Source organism: Streptomyces sp. Y7 (assembly GCF_043195415.1).
GTDB lineage: Bacteria > Actinomycetota > Actinomycetes > Streptomycetales > Streptomycetaceae > Streptomyces.
The window spans coordinates 227,197-253,723 of sequence record NZ_JBIDDQ010000002.1; the positions used below are offsets into that span (position 1 = coordinate 227,197).

Below are 26,527 nucleotides of genomic sequence, written 5' to 3' on the forward strand. Positions count from 1 at the left end.
CCGCCGAAACCGAGAGAGTGAGCGATCACGATGACGAAGAAGGCCAAGAAGGCAAAGGGAACGAGCGGACAGGACAAGGGCCGACGGCTCACCCAAGGGGACGAGGTCACCTGGAACAGCCACGGCAGCACCACCGAAGGCACGGTGGAGCGGAAGATCACCCGACGCACCGAGGCCGCGGGCCGCACCGTGGACGCCTCGCCCGATGACCCGCAGTACCAGGTACGCAGCGACCGCTCCGGCAGGTCGGCGGTGCACAAGCCGTCCGCGCTGCGCAAGAAGTGAGCGGGCGACCGATGCAGACGTTCCTGCCCCATCCCGACTTCCGGGAGACCGCCCTGCTCCTCGACCGGCGCCGACTGGGCAAACAGCGGGTCGAGGCCCTGCAGGTCCTGCGCGGACTGACCGTCCCTGGCTACGGGTGGCGCCGGCACCCGGCGGTACGGATGTGGACCGGGTACGAGGAGGCACTCGTACGCTACGGCCTGGACATCTGCCGGGTCTGGCGGGACCAAGGACACCAGGACAGTTGCGCGGCCTCCCTGGTCGCCGGATTCGCCGCGCATCGGCCGGGCGCCGTGGTCCGCGACCAGGCGGAGCTGGCGGCCGTCGGCGAACTGCCGCCCTGGCTCGGCGACGAGCCCTTCCACGAGAGCCACCGCTCCGCACTGGTCCGCAAGGACCGCGACGTGTACGCCGCCCTCTTTCCCGGCGTCCCCGACGACCTGCCCTACGTGTGGCCGGCATCGGACCGCGAACCAGGCCACGTGCCCGCCGAGAGGTGAAACGTGCGGGCGTCGCGAGCCTTGAGCGACAAGAGAGGCAGACGTGCCTCCACAAGCAGCACCTGCCGCCTCATGATGCAGCGTCAGCTGGCTCCAGCCTGCGCACGTCGTCGCCGAGGTGGCACGCCGTTCCCCAAGTCCCGCCGTCGCGATGGCCGCGTCGCATTCAATGCCGAATACCGGGTAGTTCGCTTATGGGCGGGTACCGTATGGAAAGGACCGAACGTGATGATGTCTCACACGATCGAGCGAGGTGTGCTCGTCATCACGATGCACGGCAACCCCGGCATCGCCATGCGAGCCACCCTGCTTGCTCGGATCAACGATCTCGTGCATGTGCACAAGCCGGCGTCCGTTGTCGTCGTCCTCGACCAGCCCTCGCCCACCCCGACGGCGCTCAGTTTGGTGCTCCGCACCCACCACCTCTGCAGTCACCTCGGCCTGGTGATGTCCGTGGCCGCTCGTAGCGCCCCCGTACGGCGCCTCCTCGCCGCCGGCACCGACGCCACAGACATCGGGCTGGTCATCCCTGCCCGCGCCGACACGGCCATCGCGACGGCCACCGCACTGACCACGGCGGCTTGAGGAACGGCCGGCGCCACGGTACTCAGCCGGAATCCGTACGCCGACTTGTGAAGCATCGACGTCCTTCACACGGAACGGCTATCGCTCCTGCGGCCGGTCACCCGCGTCCAAGCGGGCGCGTTGCGGTACGACGACGTACTTGGGGTCCTGGGCCGAGGCGACGCCGGCGGCGAAGACGCCGAAGCGGGTGCAGGCGGAAGCCGCGAGGAGGGTGAGGCCGGACGCCACGGCGGCGGGACGGCCGCGTCCGGCGAGGAGCGCGGCGCCCGCTCCACCGGCCAGGGTCAGCACGCGTGCGGCCCGCAGCAGCCGGCCCGCGCGTCCCTGTCGCCAGGTCTCCGCGACCAGCGGTCCCAGGTCGCGCTCGGCCGCCATGGCCGCGAGCGTGTCCCCCGCGGCCGCGAGGACGGCAGCCCACCGCGCGGGCGCGTTCTCTGCGCGCGGTGCGGCGACCAGTGCCATGCCGGAGGCGGCCGCGGTCGCGGACGCGGCGAACAGGTACGGCAGTTGCCGGTGGGCGCCGTGCCAGGCGGGAACGGCGGTGTCGGCGGCCAGCACGGCGGTGTACGCGGCGACGGCCGGGCCCAGGGCCGCCGCGAGCCCCGTGGCGGCGGCTCCCGTCCTGGGCGCGCGACCGGTCACCGCGCTCAGGGCGGCGGCCCCCGCGGCGGGTCCGTACGCGGCGAGCAGCCAGGACCCCACGCTCATCGGGGACGTCGGTTTGACGACCCGGAGCATGTGGGAGAAGCGGGCCGGGCGTCCCAGGTCGTGCACCAGGGCCGCCGCGGAGAGGGACACCGCGGTCACCGACGACAGTTTCATCGCGGCGGCGGTCCTACGGCGGCCGGTGAGCTGGGCCCCGGCGGCCAGCACCGAGCCGGCGCCGGCGAGTCCGCCGAGGAAGAAGTAGCCGGCGATGTCCCGTGCCGACCAGGACGGGGCCTTGATGACCGGGCGGCCGTAGTACGAGGTGAACTCGGCCCGGTCCACCATCAGTTGTTCGCCGCTTCGCTTGCGGGGGCTCATCGGCCGCGCCCCTTCCGGGCCAGGGCGGGCAGCACGAAGGAGGCCGCGCAGCCGGCAGTGAGGGACAGGGCCGCCAGGGCGGCGTGCTTCCACATGGCGGGCAGGTCGCGCGTGGTGACCTGCGCGTCGGGCGGCAGGCCGTAGGCCTCGGGTTCGGCGAGAAGGAGAAAGAACGCTCCCGCACCGCCCACACCGTCGTCGGGGTCGGCGCCGTAGAGGCGGGCACCGGGCACTCCGTCGGCCTTGAGCTGTTCGACGCGGGCGGCGGCCCGCTCCCGCAGTTCGTCCAGGGGGCCGTACTGGATGGATTCGGTGGGGCATGCCTTGGCGCAGGCAGGTTCCTGCCCGGCGCCCAGCCGGTCGTAGCACAGGGTGCACTTGAACGCCCTGCCGTCATCGGGGCGTTGTTCGATGACGCCGTAGGGGCAGGCGGGGACGCAGTAACCGCAGCCGTTGCAGATGTCCTCCTGGACGACGACCGTGCCGAACTCCGTGCGGAAGAGGGAGCCGGTCGGGCAGACGTCGAGGCAGGCGGCGTGGGTGCAGTGCTTGCACACGTCGGACGACATCAGCCAGCGCAGTTCGCCGGTGTCCGAGCCGGCCGGTCCGGCGCCGGACGCGTCGGCCAGGGGCAACTCGGTGCGGCCGTCGGGCGCGGGCGGCGCCGGTTCCGGCGCCCGCTCCACCTTCTCCTCGATGAAGGCCACATGCCGCCACGTGGACGCGCCGAGTTCTTGCGTGTTGTCGTACGACATCCCGGTCAGGGCCATTCCGTCGTCGGGGATGGCGTTCCACTCCTTGCAGGCGACCTCGCACGCCTTGCAGCCGATGCAGACGGACGTGTCGGTGAAGAAGCCGACGCGGGGCGGGGGGTCAAGGTGGCCGGCGTCGGCCGCCGGATCGGGTTCCGGACCGCTGAGCTGGTGGCCGGTGTACAGATCTCGGTCGAAGAGGTTCATCGTCCCCGCTCCGTTCCGGTGGCGGCGGTGATGCCGGCGCGGCGCCGGTAGTCGGCGACCAGCGCGGGCAGCGCGGGTCCCCTCGGGCGGCGGCCGGGGCGGATATCGGCGGTGAGCGCCTTGTCCTCCTGGATGTGGGAGTCGGGGTCGAGTGCGATGGCGACGAGCTCGTTGGCGGCGTCGCCGGGGGCGACCCCGTTGGGCCCCCAGTGGAAGGGCAGCCCGATCTGGTGGACGGTGCGGCCCTGCACGGTCAGCGGGACGATCCGCTCGGTGACCAGGACCCGGGCCTCGACGGCGTTGCGGGCGGTGATGACGGTCGCCCAGCCGCCGTGTTCCAGGCCGCGTTCGGCGGCGAGGGCCGGGGAGACCTCGCAGAAGAACTCCGGTTGGAGTTCGGACAGATACGTCGACCAGCGGCTCATCCCACCCGCCGTGAAGTGCTCGGTGAGCCGGTGCGTGGTGACGAGGTAGGGGTAGACGTCGGCGCCGGGTTCGTCGCCGCTGGGGTGGTACCGGTTGCCCTCGCGCGGCAGCAACTGCCGTACCGGGGAGCGGGAGCGGGCCGGGTACAGGGCGTTGGTGAAGGGTGAGTCCTGCGGCTCGTAGTGCGTCGGCAGCGGGCCGTCCTCCAGGACGGCCGGAGCGTACAGCCAGCCCTTGCCGTCGGCCTGCATGATGAACGGGTCATCGCCGCGCAGGGCGTCCGGCCCGGTGGCGTCGTCGGCGGGCACATGACCCGGCGGGCGGTCGGGGATGAAGTCGGGGATGTCGTGCCCGGTCCATTTCCCGGCGTCGGAGTCCCACCACACATATGCCTTGCGGGGGCTCCAGGGAGTTCCGTCGGGTGCGGCGGATGCCCGGTTGTAGAGGATGCGCCGGTTGGCGGGCCAGGCCCAGGCCCAGTCCGCGGCGACCCAGTCCTGCTCCGTGTGCGGGGTGCGGCGGGCGGCATGGTTGACGCCGTCGGCGTAGACACCGCAGTAGATCCAGCAGCCGCAGCGGGTGGAGCCGTCGTCCTTCAGCTCGGTGTAGGCGGTCAGGGGGGCGCCGTCGGGGCCGTGGCCGTTGATCTCGGCGAGGACGGCGGCGGCGATCGGCTCGGCCAGCGGGCCGTCCACCGGATAGTCCCAGGTCAGGTCCTGTACGGGGCGGTCCATCGGGTCGGTGGAGGCGGCGAGGCGCTCCTTCAGGCGGCGGCCGAGGTGATACATGAACCACAGGTCGCTGCGGGCGTCGCCCTCGGGTTCGACGGCGGCGTGGTGCCACTGGAGCCAGCGGTTGGTGTTGGTGAAGGAGCCGGACTTCTCGGTGTGCGCGGCGGCGGGGAAGAAGAACACTTCCGTGCCGATCTCCTCGGTGCGCAGTTCGCCGGTCTCTATCTCGGGGCCGTCCTGCCACCAGGTCGCGGACTCGATCAGGGAGAAGTCGCGGACGACCAGCCAGTCCAGGTGGGCCATGGCCAGGCGTTGCAGGCGGGTGTTGGCGGAGCCGACGGCGGGGTTCTCCCCCATCAGGAAGTAGCCCTTGCACACGTCGTCGAGCTGGGCCATGACGGTGTCGTACGTGCTGTGGGAGCCGGTGAGACGGGGCAGGTGGTCGAAGCAGTAGTCGTTGGCGGCGGTGGCGGCGTCGCCGTAGTAGGCCTTGAGCAGGGACACGAAGTAGGCGCGCATGTCGCCCCAGAAGCCCTTGCCCGTGCGGCTGGCGGCCATGAAGTCGTCGAACGTCTCATGAGCGTGGGCGTGTGGCATCGGCAGGTAGCCGGGCAGCAGGTTGAACAGGGTGGGGATGTCGCTCGAGCCCTGGATGGAGGCGTGTCCGCGCAGGGCCTGGATGCCGCCGCCGGGCCGGCCGATGTTGCCCAGGAGCAGCTGGAGGACGCTCGCGGCACGGATGTACTGCGAACCGGTGGAGTGCTGGGTCCAGCCGACCGCGTAGACGAAGGCGCTGGTGCGGTCGCGGCCGGAGTTGGACGTGAGGGCGTCGCAGACCCGGCGGAAGGTCTCCTTGGGGACGCCGCAGACCTGTTCCACGAGGTCGGGGGTGTAGCGGGCGTAGTGCCGTTTGAGGATCTGGTACACGCAGCGAGGGTGTTGGAGCGTCTCGTCGCGATCGGGCGCCGGATGGGCCTGCGCGCCGCCGGAGCCGTGGGTCTCCGAGCCCCCGGGGGTGTGGGCATCGCGGCCGACGCGTTCCTCGTACTGCTCGTCCACCTCGCCCGTCGGCTGCTGGAGCAGCTCGCCTTCGTAGCGCCAGCTCGACGGGTCGTAGTGCCGGTTCTCCTCGTCGAGGCCGGAGAAGACGCCGTCCAGGTCCTCGGTGTCGCGGAAGTCCTCGCTGACGATCGTGGCCGCGTTGGTGTAGGCGACGACGTACTCGCGGAAGTCCTTCTCCTCGTTCAGGACGTGGTGGATGATCCCGCCGAGGAAGGCGATGTCGCTTCCGGCGCGGAGGGGGACGTGCAGGTCGGCGAGGGCGCTGGTGCGCGTGTAGCGCGGGTCGACGTGGATGACGGTGGCGCCGCGCGTCTTGGCCTCCATCACCCACTGGAAGCCGACGGGGTGGGCCTCGGCGAAGTTGGAGCCCTGGATGACGATGCAGTCGGCGTGCTGGAGGTCCTGCATGAACGTGGTCGCGCCGCCGCGTCCGAAGCTGGTGCCGAGCCCGGCGACGGTCGAGCTGTGGCAGACCCGGGCCTGGTTCTCCACCTGCACCACGCCGAGCCCCGTGAGCAGCTTCTTGATGAGGTAGTTCTCCTCGTTGTCGAGGGTCGCGCCGCCCAGGCTGGCGATGCCGAGGGTGCGGGCGGTGCGCAGCCCTTCGTGCTCCCACTCCCAGGTGCGCCGCCGGGTCTCGATCACCCGGTCGGCGACCATGTCCATCGCCGTCTCGAGGTCGAGCGGCTCCCACTCCCTGCCGTACGGGCGCCGGTACAGGACCTGGTGGCGGCGGCCGGAGCCGGTGGTGAGCTGGAGCGTCGCCGACCCCTTGGGGCACAGCCGTCCCCGGCTGATGGGGGAGTCGGGGTCGCCCTCGATCTGTACGACCCGGTCGTCCTTGACGTAGACCTGCTGTCCGCAGCCGACCGCGCAGTAGGGGCAGACGGACTTCACCACCCGGTCGGCGTCGGCCGTGCGAGGGCGGAGCGACTCGGTGCGCCGGGACGAGGCGGCCCGGCCGCGCCCCAGCGGGTCACCGCCGGTGAGCTGACGGTAGACAGGCCAGCGACGCAACGGTTCGAAGGCGTTCATGGCTCGAGGTCCTGTCCCTTTCTCGCTCCCGCGTGTGGCGGGTGTCGCGGCTCTCGCCGTGACGGCGGGCGTCCGGGCAGACGCCGACGGTCAGCGCCCTCCACCTGGGCAATCGTTCAGAGCGCTTCGCGGGTATCCCCGGCCTGTGCCCGTCAAACGCCGGTCTCCCCGGTCCCCTCGGAGGCCACGGCGGGCAGGACCCTCGGGAGCCTGTCCCTCGGGATGGCCACTGAGCGGCCGAGGCCGGCCCGGTTGCGTGCGGGGCGCCCTGCGACCACTGAGGCGAGCCGGCTTCCTCGCCCCGTCGCGAGCCCAAGTCGCCCTGCACGCAGGGCAGATGTCGAACCCGAGTACGATCATCGAACCTCCCCCACCGGCGCGATGGAGCTGCGATGACGACCAACCCCCAGCCGTCCCTGCCGATCGACACCAGCAAGGCACACCCTGCGCGGGTCTACGACTGGCTGCTCGGCGGCAAGGACAACTACCCGGTCGACGAGGCGGTCGGCGAGATGCTGCCGCCCGAGGCCCGAGCCGCCGCTCGGCAGAACCGGCAGTTCATGCACCGGGCAGCCGCATGGCTCGCGGCGCAGGGCATCGACCAGTTCCTGGACATAGGCACGGGAATTCCGACGGAGCCGAATCTCCACCAGATCGTGCAGAACGTCGTGCCGTCGGCCAAGGTCGTCTACACCGACAACGACCCGATCGTGCTGCGTCACGCCGAGGCGCTGCTGATCAGCCACCCCTCCGGAGCGACCGACTACATCCAGGCCGATGTGCGTGACCCGGAAGCCATCGTGCGGCATGCCCGGCACGTTCTGGAGTTCGACCGCCCCATCGCGCTGTCACTCATCGCGCTGATGCACTTCATCCCCGATGAACAGGACGCCCACGGCATCGTCCGTGCCCTGGTCGACACGCTGCCGTCGGGCAGCTATCTGATCCTGTCGCACGCCGCGTCCGACCTGTTTCCGGAACTCGTCGAACTGGTCGTCGCCGAGTACGCCAAGGGCGGCATCCAGCTCGCCTTCCGCCCGCGCGGAGAAGTCGAGCGCTTCTTCGACGGCCTGGACCTCGTGGCACCCGGCCTGGTGACGGCGACGGACTGGTTCGCCTCCGCCCCGGCCAACGTGTCGGAGGAAAGCGGCATCTACGCGGGTGTGGCTCGCATCCGCTGAACCGCTCTCTCCCGGAGCCGAGCACGATGTGCGCGGATCAGTGCGCGAACTGCGTGGCCGGCGCCGCGTGTTGCCTCAGGAGGGTCCGTCCCTGGCAACCGGCGGCGCCGGCTCGTTCCTTCTCGGTGACTATCGGCCATGCGGCTTCCGCCCACTCCTGCCAGAAGCATTGACAACGATGTCAGGCGCGTGATCTAGTCCGCTTCCATCCAGGCCCCGACCCCTGGCCCGCACGTGCGGCCGAGCGAACGCGGCCGCGGTGCCGGCCACTTGGAGATCACCTCTCATGCCCGCAGTACAGGACGGCTGAGGAAGAGGAGACCGCTTCCATGCACAGACCCCTGCACCGACTACGCAGCCGCGCATCGACCGTGCTGGCCGCACTGCTCGTCGCCGGCGGGGCCCTGAGCCCGGCGCCGGCCGTCGCCCAGGGCACCACGACCCCCGACGACCAACTCACCTCCCTGGTCAACCCGTTCATCGGAACCCAGAACTTCGGCAACACGTTTCCCGGCGCGAGTGCCCCGTTCGGCATGGTCCAGGTCAGCCCGGACACCGGCGGCCAGGGAGGCTACGACTACCAGCAGGACAAGATCCACGGTTTCAGCCAGACCCACCTCTCCGGCGTCGGCTGCTCCGTCATGGGCGAGCTGCCGATCATGCCGACGACCGGAGCCGTCGACAGCGTCGACCCCGACGTCTACCGCTCGGCCTACTCGCACGACGACGAGGACGCCGAACCCGGCTACTACCGCGTCGGGTTGAAAACGTACGGCATCGACGCCGAGCTGACCGCCACACCCCGCACGGGATGGCAGCGCTACACCTTCCCCTCGACCGACCGGGCCAACGTCCTGTTCAACACGGGCAAGGCCAACCAGAAGGTGTACGGCTCGGAGGTGCACGTCGTCGGTGACCGTACCGTCGAGGGCCGTGTCGAGGCGGGCAACTTCTGCGCGGGCAAGGACCGGCACACCGTCTACTTCACGGCGACCTTCGACAGGCCCTTCACCTCGCACGGCACCTGGCGCGGGACCAATCCCACCCCCGGTGAGCGCGACGCGGCCGGCGAGGGCGGCAACGGCGCCTGGGTGACGTTCGACGCCGGCACCGACCGCCATGTCGTCGTCAAGGTGGGTCTCTCCTACACGGGCGTCGAGGGCGCCCGGAAGAACCTGAAGGCGGAGACGGACGACTCCTACGACTTCGACGCCACCCGCGCGGCCCTGCACGCGACCTGGGAGCGGCAGCTCGGCACCGTCCGGATCGGCGGCGGGCAGACCGAGCGCCGACGCGCGTTCTACAGCGCCCTCTATCACGCTCAGCTGCACCCGAACCTCGCCGGGGACGTCGACGGCCGGTACGCGGGCTTCGACGGGAAGACCCATCTCGCCTCGGACTTCACGCCGTATCAGAACCTGTCGCTGTGGGACACCCACCGGCCGCAGAACCAGCTGCTCCAGATGCTGCAGCCGAAGGTCGCCCGTGATGTCGCGTTGTCGGTCGTCGCGATCGGGCGGGACGGCGGCTGGCTGCCGCGCTGGTCGCTCGCCAACAGCGAGACGAACATCATGACCGGCGACCCGGTCACTCCCTTCCTGGTCGAGGCGTGGTCCAAGGGCCTCCTCGCGGGCTACGAGAAGGAGGCGTACGCGCTCCTGCGGAAGAACGCGCTCAGCACGCCGCCGGACGACTCCCCCTACAACGGCCGTGCGGGGGTGGCCGCCTACCAGGAACGCGGCTACATCCCCAGCGGGCTCGAACCGGGCAAGGACTGTGCGGACAAGGGCGGCGACAACGACTGCCGTCACCCCGCATCGGCGACCCTGGAATACGCGGCGGCGGACGCCTCACTGGCGCTGATGGCCAAGGCACTGGGGCACACCGCGGACGCCCGCGTCTTCGCGGCACGCGGCCAGTGGTACCGCAACCTGTGGGATTCGTCCATCCAGCAGTTCCGTCCGCGCACGGCCGACGGCACCTGGCTGACGCCCTATGACCCCGTCGAAGCGGGCCACCAGTTCCATGAGGGCGGCGCCTACCAGTACCAGTGGCTGGTGCCCCAGGACCCGGCCGGGCTCGTCTCCCTGATGGGCGGCAAGCGTGAGACGGAGAAGCGGCTCGACGCCTTCTTCGCCTACGACAAGCTCCTCGCGGACCCGGCCGGGGCCGCTCGCGAGGACTGGATCTCGGCACCGTACGACTATTACGGGAAGCCCACCTACAACCCGAACAACGAACCCGATCTGCACTCCCCGTACATGTACTTGTGGGCCGGCGCACCCGCCAAGGCCGCCACCGTCGTCCGTGCCGCGATGACGCTCTTCACCGACGGGCCCGACGGCATGACCGGCAACGACGACCTGGGCACCATGTCGGCCTGGTACGTCTTCTCCTCGCTCGGTCTGTACCCGACGACGAACGGCGGCGACTTCCTGGCCGTCTCCAGTCCGCAGTTCCCCTCCGCGGTCATCCGCATCGGCGCCTACGGCAAGCTGCAGGGCGGCACGCTGACCGTCACGGCACCGGGCACCAGCGACACCCAACGCCATGTGCGGCAGGCGAAGTTCGACGGAAGGGACCTGCGGGCCACCTGGCTGGACTGGGACGCCGTTGCCAAGGGCGGGAACCTCGCCTTCCAGATGGCCGACAACCCCTCGGCCTGGGGCACGGGCAAGGGCGCCGAGCCCCCGTCCGTCAACCGCGCGGCAGCCGATTCCCGCCGCCACCTCGACGCCTCGCTGCGCACCGCCTCCGACGTCCTGCCCACGGCTGACAGCACTCAGAGCGTCCGTCTGCAGCTGGACGTACTGGGCCAGTCCCCCGGCACGCTGCGGGTGAACGTCGCAGCGAAGGCTCCCAGCGGCTGGAGTACGAAGGCGTCCGCGCCGTTCTCGCTCACCTCCCATCGGCTGCCCACCCAGCGGACCGCGACGGTGGACGTGAGCGTGCCGGCCAACACCCCGCCGGGGTCGTACCCCGTGAGCGTCACGGCGAGCGCGAAGGGAGTGAAACCCGTGGAACGCCTCGCGACCATCGAGGTGCGCGCCGCGGCCCGCTGCGCGGCCGGCGCCGGTGAGCAGTGCGCCGTCGCCCTGGGCAGTCAGGTCAACCACGACGGAACCGCAACGGTCGCGGCGTCCGGCGAGGGCGACTTCGACGGCTCGGGATGGAGCTTCGACGCCGATCTGCTGCCCCCGGCGGGCCCGGTCGTCTGGGACGGCGTGACGTACGAGGCCCCCGATCCGTCCGGGACGGCCCTCAACTTCGTCGAGGCCCGCGGCCAGGCCCTGCTGCTCCCGGCCGGGTCGTACAGCACGCTGCGCCTGGTCGCTGTCGCCCACCACGGTCCGGTGACGACCGCACTCACGGTCCGCTACACCGACGGAACCACCGCCGAGGTGCCGGTGACCGTGGGCGACTGGGCAGGGTCGGCCCCACAGGGCAGCTCCGTGGCCCTGGAGATGCCGCACCGGATCAAGCGCGGACAGGGCGTGGACGGCCCGCCGGTACGGCTGTTCGGGGCGTCCGCAGACCTCGACGCGTCGAAGACGGTCCGGTCGGTCGGCCTGCAGAACGACCCTCGGGTACAGATCTACGCGATCACGCTCCAGTAGGACGAGGCGGGCCCCCAGGGTCTCGCGTCCCCACGGTGGTGCCCACCGCCTGCGCGTTCAGGAGCGACGGAGCCCCGAAGGGGTGCGCCCGCGCCGTCCCCGCGCTGCCGAGCGGCAGCGCGGGGACGGCCGCCAGGAGCATCACCGGGTGGGCGGTGCTCGCACGGTGTCGCTTCGCCTCAGTGCCGGCGTGCGGCGAGCGCGTGGACGGTGCCGTCGTCGGTGAGGGCGAAGACCCAGTCACCGCTCACGGACAGGGCCGAAGTCACACCGGCGCCCAGGTCGTACGAGGTGACCTGCGCGCCGGTCGCCCGGTCGAGGACGAGCAGGCGGCCGTCCCAGGTCCCCACGTACACATGGGACTTGGTGACCAGCGGGTGCATGGTCGGCGAACCGGCACCCGCCGTGCAGCCCATGGCCACCCGCCACGCGTCGTCCAGCGGGCTCTCCCCCGCCAGGTAGCCGGACTTCGACTCCCACACGGGCTTGGACGGATCGGCCGCGCCGGTGTCATACGCGCGTACGACACCGTCCCGGCCCGCGACGTACGCGGTGCCGCCCCACACGGCCGGGCTGGTGAGCGGTGCGCGACCCGGCTCGCAGACGCTGCCGCCGCCCAGCTTGGACTCCCAGGCCACCGCACCGGTCCTCGGGTCGTGCCCGCGGACGCCGTACGCCGTGAACGTCACCAGCTTCGCCTCACCCGTGGCCGGGTGGGTCAGCACGGGCGACGAGTGGCTGTCGATGTCGCCCGCGGTGTCCTTCACCCACAGCTGCTTGCAGGTCGCGAGGTCCATCGCGATGACGGTGTTGCTGGACATGGAGTGCAGATAGGCGGTGTCGGTGCCGGGCTGACGAATCGCGGTGCTGTGGGCCTGGCCCCAGGAGAAGGCCGCTGCGAAGCCGCCGGGGAGCAGGCCGCCGGTCTCGGCGTCACGGCAGCGGATCGTACTCGCGTCCTGGTAGACGGCGACCGTACGGTCGTTCCCGCCCGCGAGGGCGAAGACGCTGACGGGTCCGCCCGCGCGGCCGTAGCGGCGCACGGTGTACCCGTGCGTCTCCTCGCGGTCGATCGACTGCCAGGCGATACGGCCGGTTTCGGCGTCCAGTGCGTAGATCCGGCCCACACCGGTGGTCAGATAGACCTTGCCGTCGTGGAGCGTGGGCGCCGATTCGGCGTCGCCGTCCAGGTAGGTGCGCCAGAGCTCGCGGCCGGTGGCTATGTCGTAGGCGAGCATCATGCTGTACGGCGAGTCGAAGGCGCGGGAGGAGACGATGAGCCTGCCGCCCGCGACGACCGAGCCGTTGAGGTTGAACTGCTCGCCGGTGTGCCGGGCCCACTTGAGGTCGAGCTCGGCGCCCGGCTCGTCGCCGCTTGCGGACCGGCCTGTCTCGTCGCCGCCCTGCCGGAGCCAGTCCCGGCCGGTGCTCGGCCGCGCGAGTTCCGCGTCCCGGACGACCTCGAAGGTGTTCCTGATCTGCGGGAACGCCCTGCCCCGGGTGTCGTACGCGACCGATTGGGCGGTGTACGTCCCGGGCCGCAGCCGGTTCAGCCGCTCGCTCGCCCGGGTCCACGCGCCGCGCGCGTCGGGACAGGGCTCGGGCGTGCCGCCGGGCGGGGTGTAGCAGTTCTCGGTGCCGGGCCGGGCCGCCCTCTTCGCGAAGCGGACGTCCTTGCGCTGCACCAGGTGCCCGCGGCGGTCGCGGACGGTGAGCACCGCCCGTGCGGGGGTGCGGCCGTCGTCCTCCGCGTACACCTCGACGGGCACTCCGGCCTTCGCGCCGTGGACGCTGCCCTGTGCGGGGCTGACCAGCGCGGTGTCGTCATCGATGTCGAACTGGCGGTGGATGCCGGTCACATGGCCGGTGTCCTCGTTGCGGTGGGTGCGCGGGTCGTCCGTGATGGCGCTGAAGTCCAGGACCTTGTAGTCGGGGTGGGCGCCGTCGATGCCGTAGGTGCCCTGGTTGTTGATCTCGACGGACCGCTTGAAGGCGCCGCGCCGGAACTCCGCCTGCTGGTTGTGGCCCGCGGCGACCATCCGTACGTCGTACTTCGCCAGTTCGTCGATCGTGGGCTGCATGCCGGCGCCCGGACCCCACTGGGTGAACAGCGAGCGGTGCGCGAAGACGAACACCTGCTTTCCGGCCGCGTGCCGGGCGAGGTCCTCGCGCAGCCACTCCAGTTGCGGCTTCAGCCCGCTCGCGTCGTAGTTGTCCTCCAGGACGACGACGTGGCGGCCGTTGCGGTCGAAGCTGTACCACTCGGGGCCGAGGTTGCGGCGGTAGTACTCCAGGCTGCCTCCGTAGCCCTGGGAGGTGGCCGTGCCGCCGAAGTCGTGGTTGCCCATCACCGGATAGAAGGGGTGACCGAGCCGCCCTTCCTTCAGGCCCTTGCTGAACAGGTCGTAGCCGCCCTGCCGGCGGTTCTCGGCCGCGTAGTCCGTGACGGTGAGGTCGCCGGTCGCGATCTGCATCGTGGCGCCGTCGACCTCGGACATCGCCTCGACCTGGCCGGTCCACTGGGGCAGGGCGCGGCGGGCCTCGTCGTCGGTGCGGTTGCCGACCTCGGTGTCCGAGTTCATGACCCACTTCTCGGTGGGGTTCGAGGCGTTGCGGTCGGGGACGAGCGCGAAATCGACGCCCGTCGCGCCGGTTTCGGGGACCGTACGGAAGTACCGCGGGATGTAGTCGTCCCGCAGTGCGGGCGTGTAGCCGTCGGGAGACACGATGCTGACGAGGTCGGTCTCCCGCCGCTTCGGGTCGATGCGCAGGCTGTACGAGCCGTCCGCGCCGGTCGTGGTCCACGCGGCGCCGTCGGTCACGTCGACGCCGCGCATGGGCCGCTCACCCTTGTCCCTGCGGCCGTTGCCGTTGCGGTCCTTGAAGACGGTGCCGCGGACGGTGACGGTGGCGTCCTGTTCCGGGACGCCGTCGGCAAGGGCCGCCTGGGGCGCGAGGAAGGACGCGGCAACCGCGCCGGCGGTTGCCAGCCGCAACCGCCGCCGGGTGCGGAGCGACGCGCGCAGGAGTGCCGGCAGTCGCCGCAGGGCGAGCAGCAGCGCGGCACCGGCCGCCGTGCAGAGCGTGACGGTCAGCCAGGGAAACGAGGGCGGCGCGTGCGCGCCCCTGCTGTCGACGAGCGGGGTGGCGGCGGACGCGTCTGCCACCGTGCCGTCGAACTCGACGACGACGCGGGCCAGTCCCGCCCGGTCGATCAGGGGGCCGAGATCGATCGCGGTGACCTGGCAGCTCCACGCCAGTTCGATGACGACACCGTCGGGAACGCCGCCGTGGTCCCCGGCGACGCCGGAGCCGGTCGCGGGGCACGCGGCACCGAGCAGGTGCGACGCCCAGTCACCCGCCTTCCGCGGTGACACGACGTCATGATGGACGATCAGCCGTCCACTCGTGACCCCCGCACCGGTCCTGACGACGAGTTCGGCGTGCTCCCGCGACACATGCGCGGCGGCAGGCTGCGCACCAAGGCCGAGTGTGATGACGAGCAGGACAAGCCCAAGACCTGCTGCTCTTCTAAGGAACCTCATAGGCAAGCAAGCTAGCTTGACTAGACAGGTTCTCGATCTGGCGCGAGTTCGTCTTCACCGAACCGTCCGCCGGAGTTCAGGTCACCTCATGGCGGGACCAGGCGGACCTCACCCGCACACCGGACGCCGTTGTTCACGCGTTTCCGGTCGCGGGCGGGCGCAGCGCGTCGAGCACCACCCGCACCGCCGCCCGTGGCGGCACACCCCTGCGGATCGCGGCGGTGATCGTACGGGTCACCGGGTCGGCCAATTCCCGGGTCACGACGCGATAGCGGCCGGCGTCGACGGCGAGCCCGGGGAGCAGCGCAACCGCGTGCCCGGCCTCGATGAGCTCCAGGGTCAGCATGTAGTTGCTGAACCGGGCGACCACCCGGGGCTCGAACCGCGCCTGCCGGCACAGTCGTAGGGCGAGATTCGCCATGTACGACTGGGGGATGTCTAAGGCCCACGGTTCATCGGCGACGGCGGTCAGGTCCACCGGATCGCGCCCGGCGGCCGGGTGGCCGGGCGGCAGCACCAGAAGGATCGGATCCGTCGCCAGCGGCAGGAGGTCGAGGTCCGGCCCGAGCGGCAGCTCGGCGAAGTCGGTGGTCGTGATCACGACGTCCACGTCGCCGACCCGCAGCGCCGGCAGACTCTCATGTGGCTCCAGCTCCAGGAGCTGGACGTCGAGGTGGGGGTACTCGCGGGCCAGGCGTGTCACCGCCGGTACGGCCATGGTGTGCACCACGCTCTGGAACGACCCGAGCCGCACCAGGCCCGACGGCTCCTCGCCGAATCCGCGCAGCTCCGCCTCGACGGTGTCCATGTGGTCGAGGATCGCCCGTGCGCGCCGCGCGAGGATCAGCCCGGCCGAGGTGAGTCGTACCCGGCGCCCCGTGCGTTCGAGCAGCTGTGTGCCCGTCTCGGTCTCGAGCACACCGAGCTGCTGCGACACACTCGACGGGCTCAGGCTGGCGGCCTGGGCGACCGCCCGGACCGTGCCGAGCGTGTCCAGCTGAGTGAGCAGGCGCAGCCTCCAGGGATTCATCACCGGCTCATTATTGTGCGGTTCTTCCGAACAGCACAGCCGGAATTGTGTGATGGACGTGGCGCTCGGCGCTGTCCTACCGTCAGGGCCATGGCTGCTGAGACCCCCACGTCCACTGTCCTTACGGCTTCCGAGTCCACGTTCTGGGCCGATGCGGACCGGCACCTCGTCCGCTACGGAGGCGGGTTCACCCGCGCGATCATCGAGCGTGCCGCCGGCAGCTTCGTGTACACCGCGGACGGCCGGAAGATCCTCGACTTCACCTCCGGCCAGATGAGCGCGATCCTCGGGCACTCGCACCCGGCGATCGTGGAGACGGTCCAGCGCCAGGTGGCCCACCTCGACCATCTGTACAGCGGCATGCTCAGCCGCCCCGTGGTCGACCTGGCCCGACGCCTCGCCGAAACCCTGCCCGCGCCCCTGGAGAAGGCGCTGCTCCTGACCACCGGTGCCGAGTCGAACGAGGCCGCGATCCGGATGGCCAAGCTGGTCACCGGCAAGCACGAGATCGTGTCGTTCGCCCGGTCCTGGCACGGCATGACCCAGGCCGCCGCGTCCGCCACGTACAGCACGGGCCGCAAGGGCTACGGTCCGTCCGCTCCCGGCAACTTCGCGATTCCCGTCCCCAACTCCTACCGCCCCGACTTCACCACGCCCGACGGTGAGCTCGACTGGCGCCGCCAGCTGGACTTCGCCTTCGACCTCATCGACGCCCAGTCCACCGGCAGCCTCGCCGCCTGCCTCGTGGAGCCGATCCTCAGCTCCGGCGGCATCATCGAACCGCCGCCCGGCTACTTCGCGGCCCTCCACACCAAGTGCCGTGAGCGCGGCATGCTCCTGATCCTCGACGAGGCCCAGACCGGCCTGTGCCGCACCGGCACCTGGTACGCCTTCGAACGCGACGGCGTCGTCCCCGACATCCTGACCCTCTCCAAGACACTCGGCGCGGGTCTGCCTCTGGCGGCCGTCCTCACCAGCGCCGAGATCGAGCAGGAGGCCTACGAGCGCGGCTTCCTCTTCTTCACCACGCATGTCTCCGACCCGCTGGTGGCCGCCGTGGGCAACTCCGTGCTCGACGTGCTGGTCAGGGACCGACTGGACGAGCGCGCCCGCGAGCTCGGCGCCTTCCTGCGCACCGGCCTGGAGGACATGGCCACCCGCCACGAGGTCATCGGCGACATCCGCGGCCGGGGTCTGCTGGCCGGCCTGGAACTCGTGGTCGACCGCGAGACCAAGCAGAGCTCCGACAGGCTGGGCGCCCAGGTCACCAGCCGCTGCCTGCAACTCGGTCTGCACATGAACATCGTCCAACTCCCCGGCATGGGCGGCGTCTTCCGTATCGCACCCCCGCTCACGGCGACCGAGGACGAGCTGGCCCTCGGCCTGTCGATCCTGGACACCGCGATCGGCGAGGTGAGCGCGGCACTGTGAGCGGGACTGCGCACTCAGTCCGGCGCGGGCGCTGACGCGGCGGAAGAGGGCGTCGGCGGCAGCCCGTACGGCCCGCCGGTCGAGCAGGGCGTCCGCAGGGTCACGGGAATTCCGGGGAAGGGGGCACGGGGCCGCCTCGGAGGGTGTCGTCGAGCCAGTCGAAGACGCGTGCTGTGGCGAGGCGGACCGCGCCCGGGTGGCAGTGGGCGTCGGCGCCCTCTTCCTCGGTGAAGGTCAGCAGAGTCCTGGGCGAGGCGAGGTGCCGGAACAGCCGGCGCGGATCCGACTCCTCGGCGGCGGAGTAGTACAGGTCGTCGGCGGCCTCGCACACCAGCACGGGGCAGGTGATCCGCCCGGCGCTGCCGTTCTTGAAGCTGTAGCGCGCGTACTCGGCGAGGAACTCCCGGTCGGTCGAGGTCTTCGTGACATAGCGGCCGTGGTCGCAGGCCCAGCGCATGATCGGGCTGCGTTCGCGGGCGTCGGCGATCATCCGGTCGAGTTCCTCGTCGTGCTCGGCCGCAGCCCGCCGGACGGCCTCCTCGTGCGGCAGCGGGAGGTGCGCGGTCAGCGCGGACACGGCGTCGAACACTCCGTCGAGGGCGACGACGGCCGCGAGGCGGGGCTCGTAGGCCGCGGCGCGGGGCGCGAGGTAGCCGCCGAGACTGACGCCGAGCAGCGCGACGCGGGCCGGATCGACGCCCGGGTCCTCGAGAAGGAAGTCCAGGACCGGGCCGACCACATGCTCCCAGTCCGGCCGGAAGGGCAGCCCGTCGCGGTGGATGGCCGCGGGCTGGCCGGGGCCGTCGAACGTCAGGACGTGGTAGCCGCGTTCCTGTCCGCCGAGCGCGCCGAAGAAGTGCAGCTCCTCGGCGGCGCCGTCGAATCCGCTGTGCATGACCAGCGCCGGCCTCGGTCCCTCGCCCGCCGCCCGGTAGAAGTAGCCGTGCAGGAAGGTGTCCTCGTAGGGGATCTCCACCGGTGAGACGTCGGAGAGGTGGGCGACGGCGTCACGGAAGCAGGCGACACCGCGTCCGTAGGCCTGGTCGATCCGCGGGTCATCGGGATGGCCGTGCAGGAAGAACTCGGCCGCGCGGTAGTAGCTGGAGGCGCGGAGCAGCCCGTCGCGGGCGCTGACAGGACGGCCGGCGCGTGCCTCGGTCTCCAGCCGCCGCGCGGTGGACCACCACGCGTCGTGCCAGCCGTCGTAGTCGCCGGCGGTGACGCGGGCGGCGGTGGCGACCACTTCGCCGACGTCCGAGCCCCCGTACGCGGCCAGGCCGAGGTTGCGCAGCGTCTCGAACCAGAAAGCCGGGTCGTCCTGGAACATCAGCGGCTTCATGACACCTCGCGTTCGACGAACGCGCGGAACGTGCCGGGCGCGCGGCCGGTGAGGCGCTCGACGGTGTCCGTGGTCCGGTCCTCGGCGCCACCGGCGATGGCGCGGTCCATGCCGGCCAGCATCGTCGCGAACTCCAGCGGGATCTCGGCCGCCCAGCGGTCGCGCAGTTCCTCGAAGGTCAGGTGCCGGTGCGCGACGGGCCGGCCGGTGACCTCGGTGAGGGTGTCGGCGACGTCGCCGTAGCTCAGCGCTTGGGGCCCGGTCAGGATCAGATCGGTGTCGGGGGCGTGCTCGTCGGTCAGGGCACGCACGGCGACGGCCGCGATGTCCTCGGCGTCGACGAACCCCACGCGGCCCTCCCCCGAGGCCGTCCAGATCTCTCCGCTCTCGCGGATGGTTCGGGCGTGAGGCGTGTGGCCGGTGAAGTTCTGCATGAACCAGGACGGCCGTAGCACCGCCCATTCGTCGAACAGGCCCGGCAGTTCCTCGTGCACCGTTCCCACCGACGGACCGCCGACCGGGATGGCGGAGGAGCTGAGCAGTACCGCGCGGCGCGTCCCTGCCGCGCGGGCCTTGCGCAGGAAGGGCAGCATGACGGCGGCCGGCTCCGAGGAGCCGATGGGCGGGACGAGATAGGCGCGGTCGACGTCCGCCACGGCCTCGCCCCAGGTCGTGGGCTCGTGCCAGTCGAAGCGGACGGCCTCCGCGCCGTCCACCGGGGTGGCCGTGCGGCCGGCGGCCTTGACGCGGCGGCCTTCCGCGACGAGTCGGGCGGTGACCCTTCGACCGGTGGTGCCGGTGGCCCCGATGACCAGCGTGGTGTCGCGGTCGTTCATCAGTTGACCCCTACGGGTACGAAGTCCGCCCGGGCGGGAATGTCCCTCGCCGGCAGCAGGTCCCACCCGCGGGGATGGACCTCTGGGGCCGTGATGGAGCTTGTCATGATCAAGGTTTCCGTTTCTGCGCGAAGACGCGACGATCCAGGCCCGTAGGGCACGGCCGACCGTCCCCATCGCGGAGCACTGGAACCAAAACGGACCCGCAGTCCGTATAAATGGAGAATACGGACCGCAGGTCCGCTTCGCAAGGTCGGGCGCACCGCCCCTGCGATCGGCCTAGCAGTCACCTGCGTCGCCCACGAGCCCGAGCGGCTCACCGCGCCATCGAAGCGCCGCCATGCCCCGCCGAGGAACTGACGGCGGCGGAACCGCGATCTGGGTCTTCGCCCTCGCCTCCCCGGCGAGCGCCGGCTCCCGACCACTCCTCCGCTGCGGCTCGGCGTCCGGCCGCGCGTGCGCCCTCGCGCCGGCCCGCCCCCGGCGCGCTACCGGCCTGCCATCAACTCGAGAAGCGCCACGTCCCGTGCGCCACGCGGTAGACGGCGAATCCGCGATCCATGCGCAGATGCCGGGCGCCTTCAGGTGCCGTCACCTCCCCGGGGCCGGCTGCCGGAACATGGACCTCCGCGACCGCGCCCACCGGCACCCGTACGTCCATCGTGAAGCCGGCCGCCGTCTGCGCCCAGGCGACACCCGCGGTTCCCCGGACGGTGCGGATCGACGTCCGAGCCCAGTCCACGCCGGTCCGGGCATCCGGTCGCACGGTGAACGTCGCGTATCCGGCGTCGCGCGGACGCAGTCCCGCCACGTTCTCGTAGAGCCACTGGGCCGCGGTGCCCTGGAAGTAGTGGTCGCGGGAGCGGGAGTCGAGCGGCCACATCTCCCACATGGTGTCCGCGCCGTTGTCGTGCCAGTAGCCCCAACCGGGGTAGGTGCGCTGCGTCGCCACGGCATGGGCCAGGTCCGGCCTTCCGTGCGCGCACAGCACGCGGAGCAGCACGCTGGTGCCCAGCGCACCGGTGTTCAGGTGGTTTCCGCGGCTTTCGACATCCCGCACCAGGCTGTCAAAGACCGAGGCACGGGCGCTGTCCGGTACGAGGCCGAAGGCGAGCGGAATCGCGTTGGAGGTCTGCCGGTAGCCTGGGTCCTTGGCGGTCCGGTAGTGGCCGTCCGCCCCGAGGAACTCCGCGTTGAGCGCTGCTCTCAGCTGTGCGGCGGCCTCTCGATAGCGGGTGACCACGTCGTCGGCGTGGAGGACCTCGCCCATCTCGGCGGTGTCCAGCAGCGCCCGGTAGAGGTAGGCGGTCGCGGTCAGCCGGGTGTCCTCCGGGGGGTTGCCGCCGTATCCGGGGGCCAGGTAGTCGCCGAGGGCCGTGACGGCGAGGCCGTCACGCAACCGGGACAGTTCCCAATCCAGATAGCGGGTGAGCGTGGTCCAGTGCTCGCGCGCCGCCCGCTCGTCGCCGTACACCCGGTAGAACTCCCGGATGAGGAACGGGTACACGGTCGTCCACTCGGGCGAGGGTCCGAGGTCGCCGTAGCCCCAGCCGCCGCTCGGCACGATGACGGGCAGTTGACCGTCGTTCGTCTGGCTGTCGGCGAGGTCGTCCAGCCATTTGGAGAGCATGCGGTGCATGGCGAACGCGTAGGTCATCACCGGTGTCCCGAGCTGGGCGTCGCCGGTCCAGCCGTTCTTCTCGTACATCGGGGTGTCGGTCGGAATGCCGTGCATGTTGTTCAGCACGGTCCTCCGCATGGCCCGGTCGAGCCATTCATAGAAGGGCTCGGAACACGCGAAGGAGCTGACCTCGTCCAGCGGGGTGTGCACCAGCCGGCCGAGGATCCGCCACGAGTCGGCCGTCTCGGGCAGGCCGCTGATCTGGACGTATCGGAAGCCCTTGTAGGAGAAGGAGGGCTCCCAGCTCTCCTCCTCGCGGCCGGCGCAGATGTATTCGTCGCGTTGGAAGCGGCCGGGCACGTGTGATGTCTCGGCGGACACGTTTCCGTCGGCTTTCAGCTTCTCGCCGTAGGTGAGTTGGAGGCGTGTGCCCGCGGGGAGGTTCCTGACCGTGATCCGGGCCCATCCGGCCATGGTGCGGCCCATGTCCACCAGGTGCTCCCCGGAGCCGAGCCGGGTGATTGACTCGGGCTGGAAGGAGTCGATGACCTCGATTCCGTCGTGAGGCTGCGCCCGCAGGCGTCCCTTCGGCGCGCTCTGCTCCTTGGCGGCGCGCCAGGAGGAGTCGTCGAAGCCGGGGCTGGTCCAGGAGTCCGGTTCGCGGCGGGCGTCGTAGGTCTCTCCGGCGTAGAGGGAGTTGGAGAGTGTGGGTCCCTCGGTGATCCGCCACCGCTCGTCGGTGACGAGTGCGGTGCGGGAGCCGTCGGGGTGCTCGACCTCCAGGCGGGCGACGAGACGCGGCTCCGAGTGCCACGGTGGCCGATGCCAGTTCCAGACGTTCGGGGTGGTCATGCCGAAGAAGCCGCGGCCCAGGGTCACCCCGATCGCGTTGCGGCCGCGGCGCAGAAGTTCCGTGACGTCGTGGACGGTGTACAGCACGGTCTCGTCGTAGTCGGTGAATCCGGGATCGAGCACCTGACGCCCTACGCGCCGGCCGTTGATCCGCGCCTCGTAGTACGCCAGTCCGCTGATGTAGAGCCGGGCGCGGCTGACGCGGCCCGGTACGTCGAACTCCCTGCGCAGGAGCGGTGCCGGCTCCTCCGGCACGGTGACGCTCACGCCGGTGCCCCAGGGGCCTTGGCCGTACGGGGCGAGCACCACTGCCGGTGACCACGCGGAGTCGTCGAACTCCGGCTCCTGCCAGCCTTGTTGCTCCTCGTCCACCACACGCCATCCGGCGTCGCTGAGTAGTTCGTACGTCCGGCCCGTCGACGTCTCCACCCGCAGCCGGACCAGCAACCCCGCGGGGTTGACCGAGGCGCCGGCGCGGTTCGTGGCCCTGACCGCGAGGACGACACCCGCACCGGCGGCCACGGCCTCCCGCACCTCGCGTGTCACGTCGGCGGTCCGGCCGCTCCGCCAGCCGTCCTGTTGCTGCGGAGCCTGCACTGTCTGGTGGCCGTTGAGGTACAGGTCGAAGTCGTCGTCCGCGGTGGCCACGACGGTCGCCTTGACCACGTCGGTCCCGCCCGGCAGGTCCAGGCGGGACCGGAACCACCTGGTGCCCACGGGGGCGTTCTCCAAGGTCGCCCCGGTTCCCCAGATCCATGACGCGCCGGTGAAGTCGAGGGGCGCGGCGTTGTCCACGCCGATCCAACGGGCGCCCCACTTCTCGGGCGACAACGTTGTCTCCCACCAGCGGGGCTCGCTCCATCCCGACGCTTTGCCCTGTCCGTCCCACACCTTGACCCGCCAGGCGTACCGGGTACGCGGCTCCAGCGCTGGCCCGCCGTAGGCAACGCCCACGCTGTTGGCGGAGGTCACCTTGCCCGAGTCCCACACCAGCGAGCGATCCCACGCCGCCCGGTCGTCGGTTCTGACCTGGATGCGGTAAGCGGTCTGCCGCGCACCATGCCCTGAGGACGCCAACTCCCAGGCGAGCCGGGGGTGGGGTACGTCGGTTCCGAGCACGTTCTCCGCGTACTCGACGGTCGTGCGGGTGACGCGGAGGCCGCGGGCGCTGTCTCCGCCGGGGCCTTGCGGGCCTCCGATGCCGGCGCCTCGCGGTCCTTCAATCGGCGTTCCCAATGCGGGAGTTGCGGCCGAGAGGGCAGGGATTCCGGCACCTACCGTCCCTGCGGTGGCGCGTAGAAAGGTCCTGCGGTCCCATTTTCCGGGCATGTCCACTCCCCTGCTCGCCGGGTCAGACTTCAGCGGATTGAAACGATTCAACCCGCCTTCATTCGAATCCTATGAGCGGGCCATGTGCGCCTACAAGACTCCGGACGCGCTCTGTCGGAGATCGGAGCTCGGCGAACGGGCGGACGGTCGGACAGAGTTCGGAGATCCGGCGCATGTTCCCCCTGGGGCTTGCGGGGCGTCCATCGGAGCGGGGACAGGTGCGGCACAAGACCCTGTGCACTTGGTTCGGATGGCGTGACCGCCGCCAACCGCATCTGGCGGTGACGTTGTTCAGCAGGCAGCGTCGCCGACCGAGCTGCGAGCGGGCGGAGAGTGTGGCGTGCACGAGGAGGACCAGGCCGAAGAGCCGCTCCCTACGCCGGGCCTCCGACAACTCAGCTTCGCGCCCGGCGTCCGGCGCAGGCACCGTGCCGTCGTCCTCGCGCACTATTTCCCGTAGTTACGGTCGTGAGCAAGGCACCACCACACCGGCACGGCATAGCGAACTGGAGCCAACAGACCCGCAGGAAGGAGCGCTTGCGGCTTCGTCTTGCCGCGCGTGACCATCCGTCACATGTGTTGCATCCACACGTTGGGCTCCACATAAATGCCCTGATCGCTGTCCTTGTCGACGCGTAGCAGACTGAGCCCCTGCGGGATGACGTAGTCGCCCGACTCCGGGAAGGCCATGTCCGTCCACTGCTCCCACTCGGAGACCGTGCCGGTCATCGTCTGTGAGGCAGGGGCGGCGGCGATGATGCGCGCGCCGAGCCGTTGGTGGGTGCGGATCCACGGATCGAGAGAGGTGCCGTCCGGGCGGGTCCACCCCATGAACGACTCGATGGGCGCAAGCGGGTACCGCGACTTCAGGGTGGGGCGGACCGGGGCGACCACCCGCGGCCAACTCCGCTCCACGGCGAGTTGCCGCAACGCCCTGAGCAGCTCCCCGGCCAGGCCGCGGCCCTTCAGGGACGGAGTGACCACGGCGCCGCAGATCACCAGGGTGTCGGGCTGGACCCCCTGCTCGCGGTTCTCAACCGCGCGAATGGCCGCGTCCGTGTAGCCGAAAGGCAGCGTCTCCGCCTTCCCGTCCCAGCGGATCGGTATCCCCCAGCCGGTGGCCACGGGCACGCCGTGCTCGTCGACCAGGATGAGGTTCAGCTCGCTGAACCATTCCCGGATGCGGCCGATGTACTGCTTGGCCAGACGATCCGCGGTGATGAACTCCGGAAACCCCTCGCTGAAGAGCTCCTCCAACTGCTCGTCGGGCCACTCGCGCGCGTCAAACCGCTCTGCGATCAACTTCATGGGCTGTTTTGTAGCTCATGTCAGCTCACACCGGCCAGGCGGACCAGCACCGCGACGCGCTGCCACGACGCCTGGATGTCTGGATGTCTGACCGACTGGGGCCCCTTTCGGACAGGTCCATTGGCGTAGGAGCATCACGGCTTGATGCCGGCTGCAGCCTTCGTACGGTCCGTCGCTCCTGGGCGTTCGATCGTCGTCACGGGACTTGCGGTTCTCAGGGCGAGATCAGTTTGAGGGCTTGCCGAACCAGCGGGACAAGTGGTCGTCCAGGTCCTGCTGATCGTCGCCGATCCAGGCGACGTGGCCGTCGGGGCGTAGCAGGACGCAGGGAACGTCCAGTGCCGCAGTGGGGTCGGCCAGGTAATCGACCCGGTCGGACCAGCCGTCGCCGACGGTCAGGCGTTCGGTGCGGTCCAGCAGGAGGCCGCGGCCGCGGTGCAGGAGACCGTAGAGGCGGCTGTGTTTGACGGCGAGGTCGGGCAGGCGGCGGCCGAGCAGGTCGGGGCCTTCGCCGAAGTCGTAGCGGATGCCGATCGCGGTGATCTTCTCGATGAGGTGGCGGTTCACCTCGTCGAAGTCCATCAGTTCGGTGAGCAGTCTGCGCAGGGCCTGCGGGCCCGGTTCGGTGGAGTGAAGTTCCATCTGGGCGCGGGTGTTGTCCAGTACGTCCTCTGCGACGGGGTGGCGTTCGGTCTGGTAGGTGTCCAGCAGCGTCTCCGGCGCCCAGCCGCGTATTTGTGCGGCCAGTTTCCAGCCGAGGTTGAAGGCGTCCTGAACTCCCAGGTTGACGCCCTGTCCGCCGGTGGGTGGATGGATGTGTGCCGCATCGCCGGCCAGCAGCACCCGCCCGACCCGATACCGTTCGGCCAGCCGTGTGGCGTCCCCGAAGCGGGACAACCAGCGCGGCGAGTGCACGCCGAAATCGGTTCCGGCGATGGCCCGCAACTGCTGCTTGAAATCCTCGAGCGTGGGCGGTTCCGCCCGATCACTGACACCGGCAGCGGGGACTACGACGCTGTACGCGGCCTCGCCGAAGGGCCTGAGCCAGAATCGCTTGTTGGTCTCCCCGATTTCGGCCACCTTCGCGGCGATCTCCTCACGCGGCACGCCCACTTCCATCTCGCCCATCAGCGTCTCGGTCCGCGAGGGCTCACCGGGGAAGCCGACGCCGAGCAGTTTGCGGACCGTGCTGCGGCCGCCGTCGCAGCCGACGAGATAGCGCGTACGCAGCCGTTCGCCGTCGGACAGCTCGACCGTCACGCCGTCGACGTCCTGCTCGACATCGGACACCTCGCAGCCACGCCGAATCCGCGCACCCAGCCAGCTCGCATGCTCTTCGAGCAGACGGACGAGCACCGGCTGCGGAATGCCCAGCAGATAGGCGTACGTGGAATCCAGGCCGTGGGGCGCCGGTTTGTTGATGGCGGCGAAGAATCCGGCCGCTGGACGCTGCCTTCCGTGCTCGCGGATGCGTTCCAGCAGTCCGCGCATCGCCATCAGCTCGAGACTGCGGATGTGCAGGCCCACGATGCGGACGGAGGAGACCGGCTCGGTTTCCTTCTCCAGAACGAGAACCCGTACATCGTGCAGCCGTAGTTCGGCGGCCAGCGTCGCGCCCGTCGGCCCGCACCCGGCAATGATCACGTCGTACGTGACGGGTGCGCGATCGGTGGCGGACGTCGACGACTCGAGTCCGGGGACGTCGCCCCCGCTGAAGTCGCGCTCTACGGCGGCTGCCGACGACGGCTCGGCGGTGAACTGTGAAGACTCCATAGGTGTTGCCTTTCGGGAGTGCCTTGTTGTGGAGGCGCTCCCGGCGACACCTACGT

At 70.7% G+C, this 26,527-nt stretch carries 16 protein-coding genes; 6 read left to right on the plus strand and 10 right to left on the minus strand.

Annotated features, from left to right (window positions below; genetic code table 11):
- The first annotated feature begins 30 nt into the window (after positions 1-30).
- The 3 genes from ACGFW6_RS07025 (at position 31) to ACGFW6_RS07035 (ending at position 1,370) form a co-directional block, all read left to right on the plus strand.
- Positions 31-285: a DUF2945 domain-containing protein gene (locus ACGFW6_RS07025; protein ID WP_393505499.1), complete on the plus strand. Its 255-nt coding sequence runs from the start codon at positions 31-33 to the stop codon at positions 283-285.
- Positions 286-296: 11 nt separating this feature from the next.
- Entirely contained in the window at positions 297-785 is a 489-nt protein-coding gene (locus ACGFW6_RS07030; protein WP_393505501.1) for an MSMEG_6728 family protein, read from the plus strand.
- A 228-nt stretch (positions 786-1,013) separates the two neighbouring features.
- Positions 1,014-1,370 carry a hypothetical protein gene (locus tag ACGFW6_RS07035; RefSeq protein WP_393505503.1) on the plus strand — a complete coding sequence of 119 codons (357 nt, stop codon included), beginning with the start codon at positions 1,014-1,016 and terminating at the stop codon, positions 1,368-1,370.
- Positions 1,371-1,448: 78 nt separating this feature from the next.
- Here ACGFW6_RS07035 and nrfD read toward each other — a convergent pair whose 3' ends face one another.
- The 3 genes from nrfD to fdh are packed head-to-tail and all read right to left on the minus strand — an operon-like array spanning position 1,449 to position 6,609.
- Positions 1,449-2,396, minus strand: coding sequence for an NrfD/PsrC family molybdoenzyme membrane anchor subunit (gene nrfD, locus ACGFW6_RS07040; RefSeq protein WP_393505505.1), 948 nt, complete (start codon positions 2,394-2,396; stop codon positions 1,449-1,451).
- Positions 2,393-3,355: a 4Fe-4S dicluster domain-containing protein gene (locus ACGFW6_RS07045; RefSeq protein WP_393505507.1), complete on the minus strand. Its 963-nt coding sequence runs from the start codon at positions 3,353-3,355 to the stop codon at positions 2,393-2,395. The genes nrfD and ACGFW6_RS07045 overlap by 4 nt, the downstream gene beginning before the upstream one ends.
- Positions 3,352-6,609 carry a formate dehydrogenase gene (fdh, locus tag ACGFW6_RS07050; protein WP_393505509.1) on the minus strand — a complete coding sequence of 1,086 codons (3,258 nt, stop codon included), beginning with the start codon at positions 6,607-6,609 and terminating at the stop codon, positions 3,352-3,354. The genes ACGFW6_RS07045 and fdh overlap by 4 nt, the downstream gene beginning before the upstream one ends.
- 392 nt (positions 6,610-7,001) lie before the next feature.
- Here fdh and ACGFW6_RS07055 point away from each other — a divergent pair, with 392 nt between their 5' ends.
- Together ACGFW6_RS07055 and ACGFW6_RS07060 are read left to right on the plus strand one after the other, a co-directional pair.
- Positions 7,002-7,790 carry an SAM-dependent methyltransferase gene (locus ACGFW6_RS07055; protein WP_393505511.1) on the plus strand — a complete coding sequence of 263 codons (789 nt, stop codon included), beginning with the start codon at positions 7,002-7,004 and terminating at the stop codon, positions 7,788-7,790.
- A 329-nt stretch (positions 7,791-8,119) separates the two neighbouring features.
- Positions 8,120-11,407 carry a GH92 family glycosyl hydrolase gene (locus tag ACGFW6_RS07060; protein ID WP_393505513.1) on the plus strand — a complete coding sequence of 1,096 codons (3,288 nt, stop codon included), beginning with the start codon at positions 8,120-8,122 and terminating at the stop codon, positions 11,405-11,407.
- Positions 11,408-11,586: 179 nt separating this feature from the next.
- Here the strand turns inward: ACGFW6_RS07060 and ACGFW6_RS07065 are convergent, their stop codons facing one another.
- Both ACGFW6_RS07065 and ACGFW6_RS07070 read right to left on the minus strand, forming a co-directional pair.
- Positions 11,587-14,784, minus strand: coding sequence for a PQQ-binding-like beta-propeller repeat protein (locus ACGFW6_RS07065; RefSeq protein WP_393505515.1), 3,198 nt, complete (start codon positions 14,782-14,784; stop codon positions 11,587-11,589).
- A 301-nt stretch (positions 14,785-15,085) separates the two neighbouring features.
- Complete coding sequence (locus ACGFW6_RS07070; protein WP_393505516.1) at positions 15,086-15,982, minus strand: LysR substrate-binding domain-containing protein; 897 nt, start codon at positions 15,980-15,982, stop codon at positions 15,086-15,088.
- 90 nt (positions 15,983-16,072) lie between these two features.
- Between ACGFW6_RS07070 and ACGFW6_RS07075 the strand changes: the two genes are divergently transcribed.
- Positions 16,073-17,413, plus strand: a complete 1,341-nt coding sequence (locus ACGFW6_RS07075; RefSeq protein ID WP_393505518.1) for an aspartate aminotransferase family protein — start codon at positions 16,073-16,075, stop codon at positions 17,411-17,413.
- Positions 17,414-17,513: 100 nt separating this feature from the next.
- Here ACGFW6_RS07075 and ACGFW6_RS07080 read toward each other — a convergent pair whose 3' ends face one another.
- The 5 genes from ACGFW6_RS07080 to rox form a co-directional block, all read right to left on the minus strand.
- The gene (locus ACGFW6_RS07080; RefSeq protein WP_393505520.1) at positions 17,514-18,752 is read right to left on the minus strand and encodes an alpha/beta hydrolase family protein; all 1,239 of its coding nucleotides are present in this window, start codon (positions 18,750-18,752) and stop codon (positions 17,514-17,516) included.
- Positions 18,749-19,588: an NAD(P)H-binding protein gene (locus ACGFW6_RS07085; RefSeq protein WP_393505522.1), complete on the minus strand. Its 840-nt coding sequence runs from the start codon at positions 19,586-19,588 to the stop codon at positions 18,749-18,751. Before ACGFW6_RS07085 ends, ACGFW6_RS07080 begins: the two co-directional genes overlap by 4 nt.
- Positions 19,589-20,090: 502 nt before the next feature.
- Positions 20,091-23,180 (minus strand): family 78 glycoside hydrolase catalytic domain, encoded by a 3,090-nt coding sequence (locus ACGFW6_RS07090; protein ID WP_393505524.1) that lies wholly within the window; start codon positions 23,178-23,180, stop codon positions 20,091-20,093.
- Between the two features lie 780 nt (positions 23,181-23,960).
- Entirely contained in the window at positions 23,961-24,698 is a 738-nt protein-coding gene (locus ACGFW6_RS07095) for a GNAT family N-acetyltransferase (RefSeq protein ID WP_393505526.1), read from the minus strand.
- 225 nt (positions 24,699-24,923) lie between these two features.
- Complete coding sequence (gene rox, locus ACGFW6_RS07100; protein WP_393505528.1) at positions 24,924-26,471, minus strand: rifampin monooxygenase; 1,548 nt, start codon at positions 26,469-26,471, stop codon at positions 24,924-24,926.
- Positions 26,472-26,527: the final 56 nt, after the last annotated feature.

Excerpts from the sequence above, each read along its gene's own strand:
- ACGFW6_RS07035 (WP_393505503.1), top strand. The coding sequence starts at position 1,014 with ATGATGTCTCACACGATCGAGCGAGGTGTGCTCGTCATCACGATGCAC.
- ACGFW6_RS07070 (WP_393505516.1), bottom strand. The coding sequence starts at position 15,982 with ATGAATCCCTGGAGGCTGCGCCTGCTCACTCAGCTGGACACGCTCGGC.
- nrfD (WP_393505505.1), bottom strand. The coding sequence starts at position 2,396 with ATGAGCCCCCGCAAGCGAAGCGGCGAACAACTGATGGTGGACCGGGCC.
- ACGFW6_RS07085 (WP_393505522.1), bottom strand. The coding sequence starts at position 19,588 with ATGAACGACCGCGACACCACGCTGGTCATCGGGGCCACCGGCACCACC.
- ACGFW6_RS07095 (WP_393505526.1), bottom strand. The coding sequence starts at position 24,698 with ATGAAGTTGATCGCAGAGCGGTTTGACGCGCGCGAGTGGCCCGACGAG.
- ACGFW6_RS07055 (WP_393505511.1), top strand. The coding sequence starts at position 7,002 with ATGACGACCAACCCCCAGCCGTCCCTGCCGATCGACACCAGCAAGGCA.
- ACGFW6_RS07075 (WP_393505518.1), top strand. The coding sequence starts at position 16,073 with ATGGCTGCTGAGACCCCCACGTCCACTGTCCTTACGGCTTCCGAGTCC.
- ACGFW6_RS07060 (WP_393505513.1), top strand. The coding sequence starts at position 8,120 with ATGCACAGACCCCTGCACCGACTACGCAGCCGCGCATCGACCGTGCTG.
- rox (WP_393505528.1), bottom strand. The coding sequence starts at position 26,471 with ATGGAGTCTTCACAGTTCACCGCCGAGCCGTCGTCGGCAGCCGCCGTA.
- ACGFW6_RS07080 (WP_393505520.1), bottom strand. The coding sequence starts at position 18,752 with ATGAAGCCGCTGATGTTCCAGGACGACCCGGCTTTCTGGTTCGAGACG.
- ACGFW6_RS07025 (WP_393505499.1), top strand. The coding sequence starts at position 31 with ATGACGAAGAAGGCCAAGAAGGCAAAGGGAACGAGCGGACAGGACAAG.
- ACGFW6_RS07030 (WP_393505501.1), top strand. The coding sequence starts at position 297 with ATGCAGACGTTCCTGCCCCATCCCGACTTCCGGGAGACCGCCCTGCTC.
- fdh (WP_393505509.1), bottom strand. The coding sequence starts at position 6,609 with ATGAACGCCTTCGAACCGTTGCGTCGCTGGCCTGTCTACCGTCAGCTC.
- ACGFW6_RS07045 (WP_393505507.1), bottom strand. The coding sequence starts at position 3,355 with ATGAACCTCTTCGACCGAGATCTGTACACCGGCCACCAGCTCAGCGGT.